General features: G+C 65.6%; 16 protein-coding genes and 1 riboswitch. Of the genes, 8 read left to right on the top strand and 8 right to left on the bottom strand.

What is annotated here, in order from left to right; all coding sequences use genetic code 11:
• Window positions 1-27 precede the first annotated feature (27 nt).
• The 3 genes from ACWIDZ_RS15620 (at window position 28) to ACWIDZ_RS15610 (ending at window position 4,413) form a co-directional block, all read left to right on the top strand.
• The gene (locus ACWIDZ_RS15620) at window positions 28-1,269 is read left to right on the top strand and encodes a putative DNA modification/repair radical SAM protein (protein WP_453990236.1); all 1,242 of its coding nucleotides are present in this window, start codon (window positions 28-30) and stop codon (window positions 1,267-1,269) included.
• Entirely contained in the window at window positions 1,269-2,696 is a 1,428-nt protein-coding gene (locus tag ACWIDZ_RS15615) for a UdgX family uracil-DNA binding protein (RefSeq protein ID WP_453990238.1), read from the top strand. Before ACWIDZ_RS15620 ends, ACWIDZ_RS15615 begins: the two co-directional genes overlap by 1 nt.
• A gap of 839 nt (window positions 2,697-3,535) precedes the next feature.
• A riboswitch (cobalamin riboswitch) is annotated at window positions 3,536-3,775 on the top strand.
• 164 nt (window positions 3,776-3,939) lie between these two features.
• Complete coding sequence (locus tag ACWIDZ_RS15610) at window positions 3,940-4,413, top strand: hypothetical protein (RefSeq protein WP_269298458.1); 474 nt, start codon at window positions 3,940-3,942, stop codon at window positions 4,411-4,413.
• Between the two features lie 264 nt (window positions 4,414-4,677).
• Here the strand turns inward: ACWIDZ_RS15610 and ACWIDZ_RS15605 are convergent, their stop codons facing one another.
• Complete coding sequence (locus ACWIDZ_RS15605) at window positions 4,678-4,896, bottom strand: hypothetical protein (RefSeq protein WP_291783744.1); 219 nt, start codon at window positions 4,894-4,896, stop codon at window positions 4,678-4,680.
• Between the two features lie 348 nt (window positions 4,897-5,244).
• On the opposite strand from ACWIDZ_RS15605, the gene ACWIDZ_RS15600 reads away from it, so the two are divergent.
• On the top strand, window positions 5,245-5,508 hold the full coding sequence (locus ACWIDZ_RS15600; RefSeq protein WP_453990239.1) for a hypothetical protein: 264 nt from the start codon (window positions 5,245-5,247) through the stop codon (window positions 5,506-5,508).
• Here ACWIDZ_RS15600 and ACWIDZ_RS15595 read toward each other — a convergent pair.
• Together ACWIDZ_RS15595 and ACWIDZ_RS15590 are read right to left on the bottom strand one after the other, a co-directional pair.
• Window positions 5,505-5,963, bottom strand: a complete 459-nt coding sequence (locus ACWIDZ_RS15595; protein WP_291783748.1) for a hypothetical protein — start codon at window positions 5,961-5,963, stop codon at window positions 5,505-5,507. The genes ACWIDZ_RS15600 and ACWIDZ_RS15595 overlap by 4 nt on opposite strands.
• On the bottom strand, window positions 5,963-6,277 hold the full coding sequence (locus ACWIDZ_RS15590) for a hypothetical protein (RefSeq protein ID WP_291783751.1): 315 nt from the start codon (window positions 6,275-6,277) through the stop codon (window positions 5,963-5,965). The genes ACWIDZ_RS15595 and ACWIDZ_RS15590 overlap by 1 nt, the downstream gene beginning before the upstream one ends.
• A 365-nt stretch (window positions 6,278-6,642) precedes the next feature.
• Between ACWIDZ_RS15590 and ACWIDZ_RS15585 the strand changes: the two genes are divergently transcribed.
• The 4 genes from ACWIDZ_RS15585 to ACWIDZ_RS15570 all read left to right on the top strand — a co-directional run bounded on the left by ACWIDZ_RS15585 (window position 6,643) and on the right by ACWIDZ_RS15570 (window position 8,459).
• A complete protein-coding gene (locus ACWIDZ_RS15585) occupies window positions 6,643-6,771 on the top strand; it encodes a hypothetical protein (RefSeq protein WP_453990242.1) in 129 nt (42 codons plus the stop codon).
• A gap of 197 nt (window positions 6,772-6,968) precedes the next feature.
• Window positions 6,969-7,319 carry a hypothetical protein gene (locus ACWIDZ_RS15580; protein ID WP_253108006.1) on the top strand — a complete coding sequence of 117 codons (351 nt, stop codon included), beginning with the start codon at window positions 6,969-6,971 and terminating at the stop codon, window positions 7,317-7,319.
• A gap of 17 nt (window positions 7,320-7,336) precedes the next feature.
• Window positions 7,337-7,972 (top strand): hypothetical protein, encoded by a 636-nt coding sequence (locus ACWIDZ_RS15575; RefSeq protein WP_453990244.1) that lies wholly within the window; start codon window positions 7,337-7,339, stop codon window positions 7,970-7,972.
• Window positions 7,973-8,270: 298 nt separating this feature from the next.
• A complete protein-coding gene (locus ACWIDZ_RS15570; RefSeq protein ID WP_200165253.1) occupies window positions 8,271-8,459 on the top strand; it encodes a hypothetical protein in 189 nt (62 codons plus the stop codon).
• A 26-nt stretch (window positions 8,460-8,485) separates the two neighbouring features.
• Here ACWIDZ_RS15570 and ACWIDZ_RS15565 read toward each other — a convergent pair whose 3' ends face one another.
• The 5 genes from ACWIDZ_RS15565 to ACWIDZ_RS15545 all read right to left on the bottom strand — a co-directional run bounded on the left by ACWIDZ_RS15565 (window position 8,486) and on the right by ACWIDZ_RS15545 (window position 13,934).
• Window positions 8,486-8,806: a hypothetical protein gene (locus tag ACWIDZ_RS15565; protein WP_453990246.1), complete on the bottom strand. Its 321-nt coding sequence runs from the start codon at window positions 8,804-8,806 to the stop codon at window positions 8,486-8,488.
• Window positions 8,807-9,152: 346 nt separating this feature from the next.
• Window positions 9,153-10,274: a methyltransferase gene (locus ACWIDZ_RS15560; RefSeq protein WP_453990248.1), complete on the bottom strand. Its 1,122-nt coding sequence runs from the start codon at window positions 10,272-10,274 to the stop codon at window positions 9,153-9,155.
• Between the two features lie 149 nt (window positions 10,275-10,423).
• Window positions 10,424-10,681, bottom strand: a complete 258-nt coding sequence (locus tag ACWIDZ_RS15555; RefSeq protein WP_291783760.1) for a DUF6894 family protein — start codon at window positions 10,679-10,681, stop codon at window positions 10,424-10,426.
• A gap of 2,113 nt (window positions 10,682-12,794) precedes the next feature.
• Window positions 12,795-13,097, bottom strand: a complete 303-nt coding sequence (locus ACWIDZ_RS15550) for a hypothetical protein (RefSeq protein ID WP_453990250.1) — start codon at window positions 13,095-13,097, stop codon at window positions 12,795-12,797.
• Between the two features lie 183 nt (window positions 13,098-13,280).
• The gene (locus tag ACWIDZ_RS15545; protein WP_412877554.1) at window positions 13,281-13,934 is read right to left on the bottom strand and encodes a class I SAM-dependent methyltransferase; all 654 of its coding nucleotides are present in this window, start codon (window positions 13,932-13,934) and stop codon (window positions 13,281-13,283) included.
• Window positions 13,935-14,041 lie beyond the last annotated feature (107 nt).

The following is a 14,041-nucleotide window of genomic DNA, read 5'->3' as shown; positions in this document are numbered from 1 at the left end:
CGATAGATTGGAACATATCATGAACATATGGCGCGGATTGATCTGAAACGAAAGCTGGCGGTTCTGGCGGATGCGGCGAAATACGACGCTTCGTGCGCCTCATCGGGTTCAACCAAACGGGATTCTCTGGGCGGTCGAGGGATCGGCTCGACCGAGGGCATGGGCATCTGCCACGCCTATACGCCGGATGGACGGTGCGTCAGCCTGCTGAAGATACTGCTGACCAACTTCTGCATCTACGACTGCGCCTACTGCATCAACCGGGTGTCCTCGAACGTCGAGCGGGCGCGCTTCACGGTGCAGGAGGTCGTGGATCTGACCCTGGCCTTCTACAAGCGAAACTACATCGAGGGGTTGTTCCTGTCGTCGGGCGTGATCCGCAACGGCGACTACACCATGGAGGAACTGGTCGAGGTCGCGCGACGCCTGCGCGAGGAGCACGACTTTCGTGGCTACATCCACCTGAAGTTGATTCCTGAGGCGGATGCACGGCTGGTGGAATTGGCAGGCCTCTATGCGGATCGCCTGTCGGCCAATATCGAACTGCCTCGCGATGAGGCTCTGGGCCGTCTCGCCCCGGAAAAGGACGCTAGGACGATCCGCAAGACCATGGGGCAGGTGCGGCTGAAGCTGGAAGCGGCGCAGCCGGAAAGGAGAGACCGCAAGCGGCCGCCCGCCTTCGCCCCTGCGGGTCAGTCGACGCAGCTGATCGTCGGCGCCGACGGCGCGCCGGACACGGAGATCATGGCCCGCAGCGCCTCGCTGTACGGCGGGTATGGCCTGCGCCGGGTCTATTATTCCGCCTTCAGCCCCATTCCCGACGGCTCCAGCCTGTTGCCGCCGACCAAGCCGCCCTTGATGCGCGAGCACAGGCTCTATCAGGCCGATTGGCTGATGCGGTTCTACGGCTTCACCGCGCCCGAGATCGGGGAGGGTGCGAACGGCGGCATGTTGGACCTGGACGTCGATCCCAAGCTGGCCTGGGCGCTGCGGCGACGCGAGGCCTTTCCTTTGGACGTCAACCGGGCTGCGAGAGAGAGTCTGCTGCGGGTGCCGGGCCTGGGCGTGAAGGCGGTCGACCGCATCCTGTCGGTGCGGCGGCATCGGACCTTGCGGCTCGAGGACATCGGGCGGCTGACTCGCTCCATTGAGGCCGTGCGGCCGTGGATCACGGCGCTGGACTGGACGCCCGGCGGCCTGACCGATGCGGCGGACCTGCGCGCGCGCCTGGCGCCCCGCCGCAAAGCCGAGCAGTTGAGCCTGTTCTGATGCAGACCGCGGTTCTAGCCGACCCGCTGGATTTCGACGGCTGGCGCGAGGCGGCGCGGCGGTTGCGGCTGGCCGGCGTCGAGCCGGCGCGGGTGCAGTTCGTGGTGGGGCAGTCCTTCGGCGGCCTGTTCGACGAAGCTGCTGCTCTTCCCCGGGTTGATGGCGCGTTCAGCGTCCCGCGCACCTTCTGGGAAACGGCGACCCGGTTGATCCAGCATCGATCCGATGATCGCTTCGACCTGATGTATCGCCTGCTATGGCGCTTGAAGGATCAGCCGAACCTGATGGCCGTTCTGTCGGATCGTGACGTCGCCGAGGCGGCTGATCGGGTGAAGGCGGTGCGCCGCGCCGCTCACAAGATGAAGGCCTTCGTTCGTTTCCGACAGGCTGAAGACGAGACGGGCGAGCATTGGGGCGCCTGGTTCGAGCCGGCCCATCGCGTGTTGCCGGCGACGGCCCCCTTCTTCGCGCGGCGGTTCAGCACCATGCGGTGGTCGATCCTGACGCCGGACGGGTCCGCCCATTGGAACGGCGAGGCCTTGACCTATGGGCCGCCCCCCGATCAGGCGCAGGCGCCTAGGGAAGACGCGATGGAGGAATTCTGGCGCACCTATTACGCCTCGACATTCAATCCGGCGCGGCTGCGGCTCCAGGCCATGCGCTCGGAAATGCCCAAGCGCTACTGGAAAAACCTGCCCGAGGCGGCGCTGATCCCGGAACTGACCGCGGATGCGTCGGTTCGCACAGAAGCCATGGTGACCCAGCCCGCGCCTCGACCCAACGAACGGTTCCAGCGTGTTCGCGCGCCCGCGATTGATCGCGCCACGACCGATGATCTGGTTCCCGAGACTCTCGACGACCTGGCGCGCGGCGTTCAGGGCTGCCGCCGCTGTCCCTTGTGGCGGGACGCCACCCAGGGCGTCTGCGGCGAGGGGCCGGCGCGCGCCGGCCTGATGGTGGTCGGCGAACAGCCAGGCGATCAGGAAGACCTGGCCGGACGTCCCTTCGTCGGCCCGGCCGGACGCCTGCTGGACACCATGCTGGAGGCGGCGGGGCTGGATCGGCGCGACCTCTACCTCACCAATGCGGTCAAGCATTTCAAGCACGAGCCGCGCGGCAAGCGCCGTCTGCACAAGACGCCCAATGCGAGCGAGGTCCAGGCCTGCCGCTGGTGGCTTGATCATGAGCGGCGCCTGGTGAAGCCTCGGTTGATCCTGGCGCTGGGCGCGACGGCGGGTCTGGCGCTTCTGGGCCGAAAGCCCGCCGTGCAGGCGGAGCGCGGCCAGATCATCACGGCGGACGACGGCGCGCGGGTGCTGTTAACGGTTCATCCCGCCTATCTGCTGCGCCTGCCTGATCCAACGACGAGGGATAAAGAACGCGCCAGGTTCCTGGCGGACCTCGCGGTCGCGTCGGCTGAACTTTAAGATATCAGGCGAGAAAACCAAGTGTGAGGTATCGGCGTTCGCATAGTCGCTCTGACTATGCCGATCTGAGGCAATATAAATCCAGTAAAATCAATGTATTATGTGGGCTTTTTTAATCCGGACTTGGAGTCTATTTCCCTATCCGCGAGGGCGGAACGCTCCGCCTTCGCAGAGGCGCGCTGCCGTCGATCCCTTTGAAGCTCGGTGGGATGCTCTACGGATGATTTAGGTTGGGCGGCATAAGGTGGCGCTGTTTCCGCGGATTTTCCGTAGGATGACGACGACTTTCCAACCGAGGCATACCCCTCGAGCACTCCATTCAGCTCGGAGAGCAGTCTAGTCCGTTCCGGATCGTTCGCCAGACTCTGCAGTCGTTCGTTCAGGGCGACCAGGAAGGCGGCGCGATCATTGTGCCAGTCTGGACGGGTCGCCTGGCCAGGAGTCAATCTGGCCGCGCCACGCGCGAGAGGCGTAATCGAGGCGCGAGTCAGTCGATAGGACTGATCAAGCTCAGACGTCACTAGAGCATAACCAGCCTCGGTCAGCCGGGCCGCCAGAGCGGCTAGGGCTGTGCTCGCCGTGGTCGAGCAGCACAGCGCCTGCGACCGGCTTCCTGGCCTCGAGCCATGCGACGAGATCGGTGGCGTCGCAGCAGGCTTCGCCAACATCCGTCGCGGCCATCTGATGTCCATCCCTATGGCTCAGAGCGCATTCAGGCGCTGACGCAGGCCGACATTCAGGCCTGGCGAGAAGCCGATGAGCTCGCAGTACTAGCATAATTATATAAAGATATCTTTATATAATAATTGACTCTGGCGGCTGGCGTGTCATGTTCACGCCGTCGTGGTTCTCCGCACGGTCCTCGGACTGCGCGAAGCTAAGAGGGAAGCCGGTGAGACCTCGGTCGATGCCGGCGCTGCCCCCGCAACTGTGAGCGGCGAGTTGAAGGTCCATTTTGTGTCACTGGGGGTTCGCCTCCGGGAAGGCCGGACCGGAGGCGATGCCCGACAGATAGAGAATCTCTGTGGTCTGGGCGTGCGCAAGGCATGACAGCGACTGGCCATGCGAGGATATAGGGGTCCAGTCGGCGCGTCGGCGCTGACCGGCCTCCACCAGGGGCGATCTCAGAATATCTCATTGCCCTTTTCGGTCGTGGCGGTCCTCGCCGGAAATGTGCGAGGGTGGAAGGAGGCTTCGTGAGACGGCCGACGCAACCCGCCCGGTCGGAGAGGGTTGAGCCTTCATGCGCTTCCTCGACCTGCTTCCCTCGGTCCTGATCGGCGCCGCCGCCAGCGCGCGTTCGATGACGCCCATGGCCGTCATCGCCGCAGCGCGCCTGGGCCGCCGCGCCACGCCGGGCAGACTCGTTCTGCTCGACCGTCCGTTATTCAGGTTCGGTGCGCTGGCGATGGGCGTTGGCGAACTGCTGGGCGACAAGATGAAGTCCGCGCCGGATCGTACGGTATTCCTCGGCCTGCTTGCCCGGATCGCGAGCGCCGGGATCGCCGGCGGCGCCCTGGCGCCGAGGGGACGCGAGCGGCGCGGCGCCGCCCTGGCCGTGGGCGTCGCCATACCGCTGGCCTATCTGACGCTGGCCGGCCGAAAGGCCGCGCTGCGGCGCATTGGCCAGACCCGCAGCGGGATCGTCGAGGACCTTGTCGTTGCAGGCCTTGGCGTTGCGACGGTCGCTGGTGCGACACGCGCGCGGCGGCCTTAGCCGACCAGCCTGACGGCGTCAGATTTGCACAGCGTGAGCCCGATGGTTGCGCGCCGCTCTGGTGAACTGCGAGATCGCACCCGCGACGATCGGAGATAGGCGGTCAGGGCGGCTCGGTGAGCCCGGACGCCAAGTGTATAGGGCGTCGCCGGAACAGGGCGGCGCTCAAGCTGTGCGGCGGCGCAAGAGCGCCGCCGCCACCGACGATCAATCAGTCGAATGGGCGCCGCTCCGGAGATTCGGCCAGCCACCCATTCCTGCTGATCAGGCGCCCGTGCCAAAGCCCTTCGGACCGCCGGCGCCCGCGGCGCCGTCGCCGCCGGTCGAAGGCGATGTGTTCCTGTCGGCCGGATTGTTGTTCGCCAGAGGGTCTTGATTGGCTCCGCTCTTGCGAGCCTGGCGGCCGGCTTCGACTTCATCGCCGTCCAGTTCGGGCGCTTCCCTGGGATTGCGGTTCGGATCGTTCGGTTGGACGTCGGTCATGGTCATCTCCCTGTTGGTTGCCTGAAACCAAGCGGTGGGAGGTTCACTGGTTCCGAGCTACTTCGCGAATCGAAACGGCCCAGCGAGAACCGGGGGACTGTCCTCAAGCCGGGCCGCTGATCCCATTGAAGGGATTTGTTGACGGCGAAGCGCCGCGGAAGGTTACCAGTCAGGCGGCACGGGCGCCGCGCCCGCGGCCATAACATTCATCGTGAGGGCAGCCATCGCGACGCCTATAGTTTTACGGACATATAACTCTCCCGATGAAGACTATCTCCTGGCGAGAGGGTCACAACCGTTACGCGAGTGCGCAACTCACAAGAGTGTTGGCGCGCCAGAAGGTCGCACATGGACGAAGACGACGACATCGACCCTTCAGACGACCCGATTTATCGGGCTGGCGTGCTCATGGGCAGGAACCAGGCGCTGACGGACGTCATGGAGCGTCTGTTCTCGCCGGACGCCGTATCAGCCGAGAAGACCGTCCGCGCCCTTCACGCCTGGGTCCAGCAGACCATGGACGAGGTGAGGGTTGAGATGCAGCTCGTGTTCGCGGATTTCGGGGCCGAGGCCGAGGCCGAGGCCGAGGACGACGAAGACGATGAGGGCTAGAGCTTAGCGCGCGCCCTCTCCAGGCGAGCCTGTAGTTTCTCGCGCTGCGCTTCATAGGCCGTCCGTTCCTCTTCCCTGCGCGCCCTAATGGCTTGCAGCTCTTCATCCAGCCGCCGTGCGGCCTGACCGTGCATGGCGTCGAGGTCGTCCAGGGCGATTTGGGCTTCCTCCACGCGTTTCCGATCGGCGGCGCTGGGCTGCTTCGTCTTCTTCGCCGCGCCCTTCTTCGGAGCGCTCGCCGGGAGCTTCACGTCGAGCCTGCGCTCAATCACCGTGCCGGGCGAAGCCTTGGCGGCCTCAGCGTCGGGGCTGTCGTCGATTTCCTTGGCCAGGCCGGTGGCGAAGAGATCCTGGCCGCTGCCCCAAGCGGCTAACGCCTTCGGTCGCGAGCTGGCCGCCACGGTGAAGGTGTGGAAGCCGTCCGACCATTCGAACAGCTTGAGCCGCGGAGCCATCAGATCGGATCCGCAAGCGGCGGCCTGGGCAGTTCGCGTGCGCCCTCCGGCTCGGCGACGCCAGGCGGTGAAGGCTCCGTACCGGCGGCGTCCTCGATCTTCTTCATCTGTGTGGCGTCGTCGTCCAACTCCGGCGGGGCAGGGGGCGGGTCCGATGGTTTCGGCTTGACCGGACGGGCGGAGATGTTCTCCTGGCCGACGCCGCGAAGCCGTTCGGCTGGATCACCCCTCGATACTGTGTCGGCTTTGACCGGCGTCAGGTCGCCGTCCTCATTGTTGAGCTGTTCAGGCGGATCACGTGGGGTCTCGGTCATGGCTCTCTCCTCTTATTCCCAGAGAAGTTGAGGGGGCGAGGAGGCGTTCCAGAACCTGGCGCCATGACTGTCTCGCCGGTGTTCGCCTCGCCTACGCCCATCAACGCGAATTGCGGCAGGGATAGGTGTCGCGCCGAGTTGCAAAGGTAATGCGGCTCTTCCAGCGCTTGGATTCGAGATCGTGGGAGCCAGGTCCGATCGACTTTGCTGAGGCCGTGTCCCGGCCGTGTCTCGAAACGGGGATGCCAGCGCGAAAGAGGATTCGGCTCTCGAGCGCCAGCCTGCTTCCGCATGGGTCCGCTAGGCGACCCAAGGAACAGGTCGCGCGGCGGGTTCTTGCTTCACCGTCACAGAGGAGCCGCGAAATGCCTCACTTCACCATTCGCTACAGTGGAGCGGGGACAGGCGTCCTGCGCGTCGAATGCGTCACGGTGGAGGACGCCGCGGCCGCCATGGCCGAGGCGCGGCGGCGGCTAGCCCTTTTCTTCCGCTGAAGTCTTCGACGACGAGCATGCCTTGTACCGACTGGCGTCGAGGCGAGATGGCGTTTCGGCCGCAGAGACGGGCGAAGCGCGGACCTCGGAGCGGGCTGGATGACCCGGAACCTTACGGTCCGCGGGAAAGTCTTCGACGCGGCGGAACGCTTTGAATCCGGGCGACTTCCCTCAACACCTCATCAAAGGAGAAACCCATGAGAGCTTCCATAGGTCTGATCGGAGCCGTCGTTCTGCTTGGAGCGTGCGGAGATAACCGCGACGCCCAATCCCCTGTCGAAGGGCCTGTGGTGTCCGCGTCGGAGACACCTCGGAACCCCGCCGTCGACACGACGGAGAACGCTGCAGAGGGGACGATCACGCCGGGCGCAAATTCCTTTACCGAGGGGCAGGCGAGAAGCGCCATTGAGAAACAGGGCTACGCCCAGGTCGGCGGTTTGAGCCAGGGCGAAGACGGCGTCTGGACGGCGACCGCCGTCAAGGACGGCGTCGAGTCGAGGGTTTCCGTAGACTACAAAGGCGTCGTCAGCGCGTCGCCCGCTTCCTGATGCTGAAGGAGATTTCCATGTCCACTATCACGCGACTCTACGATACTCACACCGAAGCGATGGACGCCGTGTCCGCCCTCGAAGCCGCCGGCTTTGGAGCGGCTGACATCAGCGTCATCTCCAATAACGCCGACAACTGGCACGAGAGCCACCGGCATCACGGGCGGGCGCCCGGTGACATGAACGGCGACGGCGAGAACGACGTCGCAGAAGGCGCGGGCAAGGGGGCGGCGACCGGCGGCGCGCTCGGCGTGGGCGCCGGCGTTCTCGCGGGCCTGGGCATGCTGGCGGTGCCGGGCATGGGCCCCGTGGTGGCAGCAGGCTGGCTCGCGTCGGCGGCGGTTGCGGGGGCCGCGGGCGCCGCTGCGGGCGGGGCCGTCGGCGGAATTCTCGGCGCGCTTAAGGAGGCGGGTCATGATGACGATGACGCCCACGTCTACGCCGAAGGCGTGCGTCGGGGCGGAACCCTTGTCAGCGTTCGCGTCAATGAAACGGAGCGGGCCCGGGCGCAGGCGATCCTGGACGAGAGCCGCGGCTGGGACGCCGCCGCTCGAGGGGCCGCCTACCGCGAGACGGGCTGGACGCGCTTTGACCCCGCCGGGGCTCCCTATACAACCGACGAGATCGCTGCGGAGCGCGCTCGATATCGATAAGGCGCGCAGGGGAGGCGGCGCGGGCGCTTTGCGCCGCCTTCGCCGCCTCGCGCGGGGGCAGGAGGACGGAGAAATGAAAAGAAAACGCCTGTTACGCTCCCGCGTGGGCGTCAGACTTGAACGCATCCAGCCCGGCTCAAGACGACGGGAGGCGTGGTATCGCCTGACCGGAGATGGGACGGACAAGCCGCGCCGCTATGATGATAAAGCTGCGGCGAAACGGGCCTTCGCCTGGAGCGTCGCTCGCCGTCTCGCGGCTCGAGAACGTCCCTCAGCCTGGTTGGTGGTAGGATAGGCGATGCCGATGTTTCTCGTGGACTACCAGCAGGGCGAGCGTTGCTTTTCTCTTCAGTTGGAAGCGGAGGACTGGGAGGACGCTGAAGACAAGCTCATGGCCCTGCAGGGCGGAGCAGAAGTGGTCGGTCGCCTGGTGATGGAAGGCGATTGCGAAGGCGCAGCCTCGATCGGCGGAGGCGGTCGTTGTTGATCTGGCCGTAAACGACGGCGCGCCGTCTAGGCCAGTCTGCTCATCACGGCCTCGAAACTCACTTCGGGCGCATCGGGCGAAGACCCCGACATGAGCGCGTCCTGGCCGAGGATATCGCCTTCCAACTCGATACGCGCACGCTCGACGCCGAACACGGATCGCAGGACAGGAATGGTATGCCGATCGAGCTGCAGGCTGGCCTTGAACCTCGCTCCGTGAATGACATAGGAGCCGACATAGAACGAGCTGCTGTCGCCGCCGATGATGCGCCCGCCCTGGAGCACGACTACCCCATAGCCCGGTCCCAGCCGTGTCCTGAAGCCGATCTTGTAAAGGCCGTCGTCCATCAGCGCTGGGCCGCGAGGCGAGCGGAAGAATTCGGCTGCGATCTGGGATTCGACTCTTGCTCGGCGGCGGCTGAAAGGTCGGTGTCGATCTGCGCCTTCCCGGACCCGTCGCACATGTGGCAGACGCCCGTGTCGAAGATGCCTGATCCCGCGCATCGGAGGCAGAGCTGGGGCTCTGGCGAACTTACGTCGATCTGCGTCATGGACCTGTGCACATACTCTCTAGCCACGCCCTCTATTAAGGCCTTCAGAGGTTTAACCGGCGCTCCGGAATCCCGTTCCTCCTCACGCGGATGCGACCGAAGGCTGGCATAAGGAACGCAGCCTTCACCGAAGCCCAAGCGGTCTAAGGGCGAAGGCCCCGGGTGGCGAATAACCTTCGCGGCGCGGCCTGGCGAGACAGGACAGCGCCGATGGCCGCGATCCTTTCGACCTCTCGATAGCCTTCGTGCGCCAGCATCCCCCCGAAGACATCCGGGTCGATCTCCTCATATGTCATGCTCGCGCCTGCCTCGGCGGCGAGCCGCTCGAGCTCGATGCGCAGCATATCTCGGCCTTCGATGATCGGGCTGCCCGTGTAGAGCACGAAGCGCCCCCGCGGACGCAGGCGATGCAGTCCAACAGAGACCCACGCCAAGGCGAGGTCCATGCCCAAGGCGCCGCCTCCATCGCGATAGGTCCGGTGCTCGCCGTCGGCCAGATAGGGCGGGTTGGCGATGATGAGATCGAACTCGCCGGCTGCGGCCTCGGGCCCAGAGCCCGCGACAAGTTCAATCGATAGGCGGGCGTGGGCGGCATTGGCGGCGAGGAGAGCAAGGGCGAAGGTGTTCACGTCCCCGGCCACGACCCTGGAATGCGGCAAGCGTGCGGCCAGCGCCAGCGCGCCGGCGCCGGCGCCGGCGCCGACGTCGAGGATCGAGCGCGGCTGCGTACCGCATAGCACGGAGGTCAGGAAGCGGACGAAGCGGTAGCTGTCCGGTCCAAGGAAGACGGCGTCGGGGGCGTCGCTCCGGGCGGAGTGCAGGTGCAGGCGCCCGTCAAGCGCACTGACCCTGACAGCGGATCGAAGCGACGCGCCCTCGTCGACGAGGAGCCCGCCGCTCGACATCGTGGCGAGGAGGGTAGGGTCGAGGTCGTTCGGTTCGAAGGGGCGCCCCCAGCCGAAGATGTCTCGCAGGTTGGCGGCGCGGGCGCGCTCCCGCCGGGACGCCACCCGTCTGTGGGTGGCGGGGGTCGGGCTCACGAAATCGTACCCGGCGGCCGCCAGCAGGTCGAGAAGGGCGACCAGGGCCGCGCGCCGCTGCCCAATCCCCATGTCGGCGGGGCTAGGTCCAGGGCGGCGATCGCTGTGATCGGGCGCTCCTTCCATCAGGTCGCCTTCGAGCCGGGCGGCCGGATGGCTTGGCTTGCGACGGCCGGCCGGGAGCGGCGGCGCGGACGACCTGGGCCGGCGGGTGGGGAAGAACATGCGGATTTCCTGACGGTCCTAACCAAACGAGGAGGCGCTCAAGCTTTGAAACCGGCCGTCGTCGATCTGACGCTGGGCCTTCTAGATAAGGCTCCCGCGCCTGCGGCGTTGCATCCGAGCGGGCGCTCGGGCGTACGCGTCCGACGCGATCAATCTCGGCTCGCGTGGTTTGCGCCGCAGCTTGTGATGTCGCAGATTCGGCGGCCGTCGATCGCGGTCACCGTGACCCGATACGAAAAGCCGTCGTCCCTCATGGTGTCGCCCTCTTTCAACAGCTCGCCCATGAAGCGCAGAGCTTCCCTGTATGCGTCGTCGTCCGTGGCCGCCGCGATCTCCGCGCAGAAGGCGGAGCGGTGCCCGAACAGGGCGAAACGATAGAGAGGGTGGTCGGCGGTCCCGCAGGTCATCGGCGCTCTCCGAGGTATCCACGACTTGAACGAACGCGTCGGCGGGCTGAAAGAGCGAACTGTCCGGAGGACAGCTCTACAGCGGGCCGCGCGCTTTGGACGTCGCCATCGGCGGTGGCCCGATATGACGGCTCCGTCGACGACCGGCGGGACGCGAAGGCGCGCCTCAGCATGCTGGACTTGTTAGGCGAGCATAAGAAAACCGATCTGCCGCATTGGGACTCAGGCGGGCCTAACGAGCCTGAAAGCTCAGCTGCGAGAGGGAGCGAGCCCGGATTGCAGGGCCTCCGGTTTGGCGGGTATTCGGAGAGCGGCCTTTGGCGCTTGAAGTTTACTGCAGACGCGCCTCAGGCGTGCTCTCGCTTCGGGGGGCATGTCCTTGACGTTCGGAACCGTTCTCATTCCCGTGAGTTGGCCCATCGCAGCTCTCTAACCCCTGGAGCTGCCCTCTGTTGAACCGCGAAGCCCCTCGTTGGAGGCCCCAGGCGCCGGCGAGGGGTCTTCATTTGCCTACAGAAGAAACGCTCGCACGGGCGGGAGCCACATCCGCCGGCCGGGCCAGCGCTCACATTGATGGTGTCGCCGTCGCTGTCGGCGCCACGACCTCCCAAGCTTCTCTCTACGGAAGACCGGCCGGGGCTAGCAGCAGACGGGACGCAGGCGTTGCAAGGCCGACAGCACGGCCAGAAACCTTATCAGGGAGCCGGTGGCGACGCCCGCGACGGCGAAGCCCCGCAGACGACACTCGGATGCCAGCTGGACAGGCGAGGCCGCCGCACTCGATTAGCGGCAAAGATCACCGGGGCCGCCAGGCCGAGGTTGCGCCATTGCGAAAATCGACGTTCCGCCATGGGGTGGTCTCCTTGTCGTCATGGCCACCTGAAAGCAACCTCGCCGCACGGCCGACGACCTGACGGCCGACATCAATGAGTCTGTCCGATCACTCGAAGGCCGAGGAAGCGGCGATCGCGAGTAGGGCCAAAATCGCAATCACCACCGACCATTCGCCGAAGCTGGGTCGCCATTGGGGACGTCTGGGCAAGTCGCGTTCCTCTACCGTCGGTCCAGCCCCGCTCTTTCAGGAGGTGCGCGAGGGACTGGAGCAGGCCCGCTCAGGAGGCGAGCGACTGGGCGAGCTTAGATCTCCAAGCGCTTTGCGCGTTTAACCTGTGATGATTAACGGCAGCGCTTTTGATATTTCAGCCCGCACGCCGCCGCAGTCGAGGGACGGAGGCCGCCTAGAGGAGGCGCTCGTTCCCGGTCAGGCGTTTGAATAGGCGATCGAGCGCCGCGAGCAGGTGTCCGCCAAATCCAGTCATGCGAAGCCAACAAGCTGCGCCGGAATTGGTTGCGGCCCGGTGCGCCGCAGGGGGTGCGTGGCTGCGCGCCGGGCCGCATCGCACGCCAGCGCCGGAATGCGCCTCCTTAAAGCTCGAGGACCATCCGGGGTTCCGTCTCAGCCCATCCAGCCCATGTAGGCGCACCCGACGATCCCTATGAACGAAAGCGTTCCGAGCAGCCGCGCCGCCTCCCACCCGGCTAGACGCCACCAGCGGGGGATGGGAGATTTTTGTTTGCGCAAAGACGATCTCCCGGCGCCAGGAAGAAGGGGATGCCCGGCAAACTGCTTAAGCCCGGCCTGGTTCCTCTCGGTCGCGCCTTTCTCGTCAGGGGTTGCGGCCCGGAGCGGTGCTCAGGGGGGTTGCGCTCCGGGCCGCAGACTTCCGCGCGGAAGACAATCCTTAGCCGTCCCGAGGGCGATGGGTTCCACGGGGGCGGCTCTTCGACCAACTGCGGAATGACAGCCGAAGCCGGCCCGCTTCACGTTATCCGGTCGCAATCCAGTAAAGGATGCCGAAGATCGCAAGACACAGGGCGATCAGGACCGCCTCTATCATCCGTCCCGTTCGTTTGGGCCGCCCCGGCACGTTCCGCCTCCCGTCGTGAACGATGTTACTATTTTACAATTTGCATGGCTGTCCAGCCCTCGACCGGCCGCATCGACGGACCGGCTCGGCGACCTGGATAAATCCCTCCTGGGCAGCATAGGGAAGGGCGAGTCCGCAGCGCTCTTCTGGCGCCCCCTTCTACCTGCTGCACTCCGCCTTGGCCGTCAGGCGTTTACGCGCTGGTCGGTATCGTCGACGTTCGCCGCCGCCTGGGCCAGCAGGCTTCCTCCGATCAGCAGAGGAGAGTCCTCGGCTGAAAGGGGAGGTAGGCAAACAAATCGCGCCGCCTTTTGGCCGTTCCGTAGGAACAGATGGATCTCGACGTGGTCGCCGGCGGCCCCCAGCCGCTCCGCCACGGTCTTGGCGACGTCTTCCGCGGCGCGCCCGCGCGCAAACAGCTGAGGCTCGACGTCATCCACGCGGACGGCCCAGACGTCGCCAAAGGGTTCTACAACGACGGTTCGCATCGAAGCATCTCCAGTGAAGAGTGAAGGCGGTCGCTATTTGGATGGCCGCGGAGACGGTTCAAGGGGCGCTGTAGTCCAGCCCGGCAGGCTGTTCCATAAGTTTGGGGGCTTCCAACCGACGGCCGGCCATTGCGACTGCGTCAGCAAAGGCCGGCCAGCGTCCCGGCCCGGATCGCGTCCGGCCTACGCCTTCATTGCGTGCCAGCCTCGGATCATGAAGGCCTGGAAGAAGGACACGGGCGTCGCAAACCCTGCTGCCCGCCAAAGGGCCTCGGTCTCGGCCGCCGGCAGAACCCCCAGCGCGTCGCGCAGCATGCTCTCTAGCCTGGCCGACGATTCGGGGGTCGCGCCCATCAGGGTCTGGACCTGCTTCCAGTCTTTCAACATGTCTGGAAACGCCGCACCTTCGAGATCGGCGCTGATTTCGGCGCTGACGAAGCGACCGCCCCGCTTCAGTCGATCATGAATGGCGCTGTAAAAGGCCGGCCGTTGTTCCCGTCTGATGAAATGGGCGACCAACAGACTGACGGCGGCGTCGAATGGGCCGGCGGGCGCGTCCTCGGCGTAGCCCTGGATAAGCTCGCATCGCTCCAGAACGCCCGCTTCCTTTAACCGGTCCCGGCCGACATTCAGCATCTCGGCGGAAGGATCGACCCCGACGAAAAACCATCCTGGACGCACTTGGGCCAAGGAGAGGATTTCAGCGCCCGTTCCCACGCCGACGCACAGCACTCGCGCCTCGCTCGGACATTCGGCCAGGACCAGGCCTGTCAGGAAGTGGAGGCAATTGGAGATCGGAGCGAGCGCGCGATTCCGATGGTCGTAGGCGTCGGCCATCTCCTGGTTGAAGAAGGGCGGCGAGGCGGTCGATCGGGAAGAAGGCATTGTTAATCTGTAACATAACCGTCGTCCGAGACCATGCCCAACCGTCATGTCCTGTTAGA

The organism is Brevundimonas sp. NPDC055311 (genome assembly GCF_053645695.1).
The sequence above is the reverse complement of the archived record's forward strand: the minus strand, read 5'-3'. Positions and strand labels throughout refer to the sequence as shown.

Bases quoted from the DNA above. Each gene is read 5' to 3' on its own strand.
- ACWIDZ_RS15545 (WP_412877554.1), bottom strand. From the start codon at position 13,934: ATGGCCGACGCCTACGACCATCGGAATCGCGCGCTCGCTCCGATCTCC.
- ACWIDZ_RS15620 (WP_453990236.1), top strand. From the start codon at position 28: ATGGCGCGGATTGATCTGAAACGAAAGCTGGCGGTTCTGGCGGATGCG.
- ACWIDZ_RS15615 (WP_453990238.1), top strand. From the start codon at position 1,269: ATGCAGACCGCGGTTCTAGCCGACCCGCTGGATTTCGACGGCTGGCGC.
- ACWIDZ_RS15575 (WP_453990244.1), top strand. From the start codon at position 7,337: ATGTCCACTATCACGCGACTCTACGATACTCACACCGAAGCGATGGAC.
- ACWIDZ_RS15550 (WP_453990250.1), bottom strand. From the start codon at position 13,097: ATGCGAACCGTCGTTGTAGAACCCTTTGGCGACGTCTGGGCCGTCCGC.
- ACWIDZ_RS15560 (WP_453990248.1), bottom strand. From the start codon at position 10,274: ATGTTCTTCCCCACCCGCCGGCCCAGGTCGTCCGCGCCGCCGCTCCCG.
- ACWIDZ_RS15565 (WP_453990246.1), bottom strand. From the start codon at position 8,806: ATGGACGACGGCCTTTACAAGATCGGCTTCAGGACACGGCTGGGACCG.
- ACWIDZ_RS15585 (WP_453990242.1), top strand. From the start codon at position 6,643: ATGCCTCACTTCACCATTCGCTACAGTGGAGCGGGGACAGGCGTCCTG.
- ACWIDZ_RS15595 (WP_291783748.1), bottom strand. From the start codon at position 5,963: ATGGCTCCGCGGCTCAAGCTGTTCGAATGGTCGGACGGCTTCCACACC.
- ACWIDZ_RS15605 (WP_291783744.1), bottom strand. From the start codon at position 4,896: ATGACCGACGTCCAACCGAACGATCCGAACCGCAATCCCAGGGAAGCG.
- ACWIDZ_RS15610 (WP_269298458.1), top strand. From the start codon at position 3,940: ATGCGCTTCCTCGACCTGCTTCCCTCGGTCCTGATCGGCGCCGCCGCC.
- ACWIDZ_RS15570 (WP_200165253.1), top strand. From the start codon at position 8,271: ATGCCGATGTTTCTCGTGGACTACCAGCAGGGCGAGCGTTGCTTTTCT.
- ACWIDZ_RS15555 (WP_291783760.1), bottom strand. From the start codon at position 10,681: ATGACCTGCGGGACCGCCGACCACCCTCTCTATCGTTTCGCCCTGTTC.
- ACWIDZ_RS15600 (WP_453990239.1), top strand. From the start codon at position 5,245: ATGGACGAAGACGACGACATCGACCCTTCAGACGACCCGATTTATCGG.
- ACWIDZ_RS15580 (WP_253108006.1), top strand. From the start codon at position 6,969: ATGAGAGCTTCCATAGGTCTGATCGGAGCCGTCGTTCTGCTTGGAGCG.
- ACWIDZ_RS15590 (WP_291783751.1), bottom strand. From the start codon at position 6,277: ATGACCGAGACCCCACGTGATCCGCCTGAACAGCTCAACAATGAGGAC.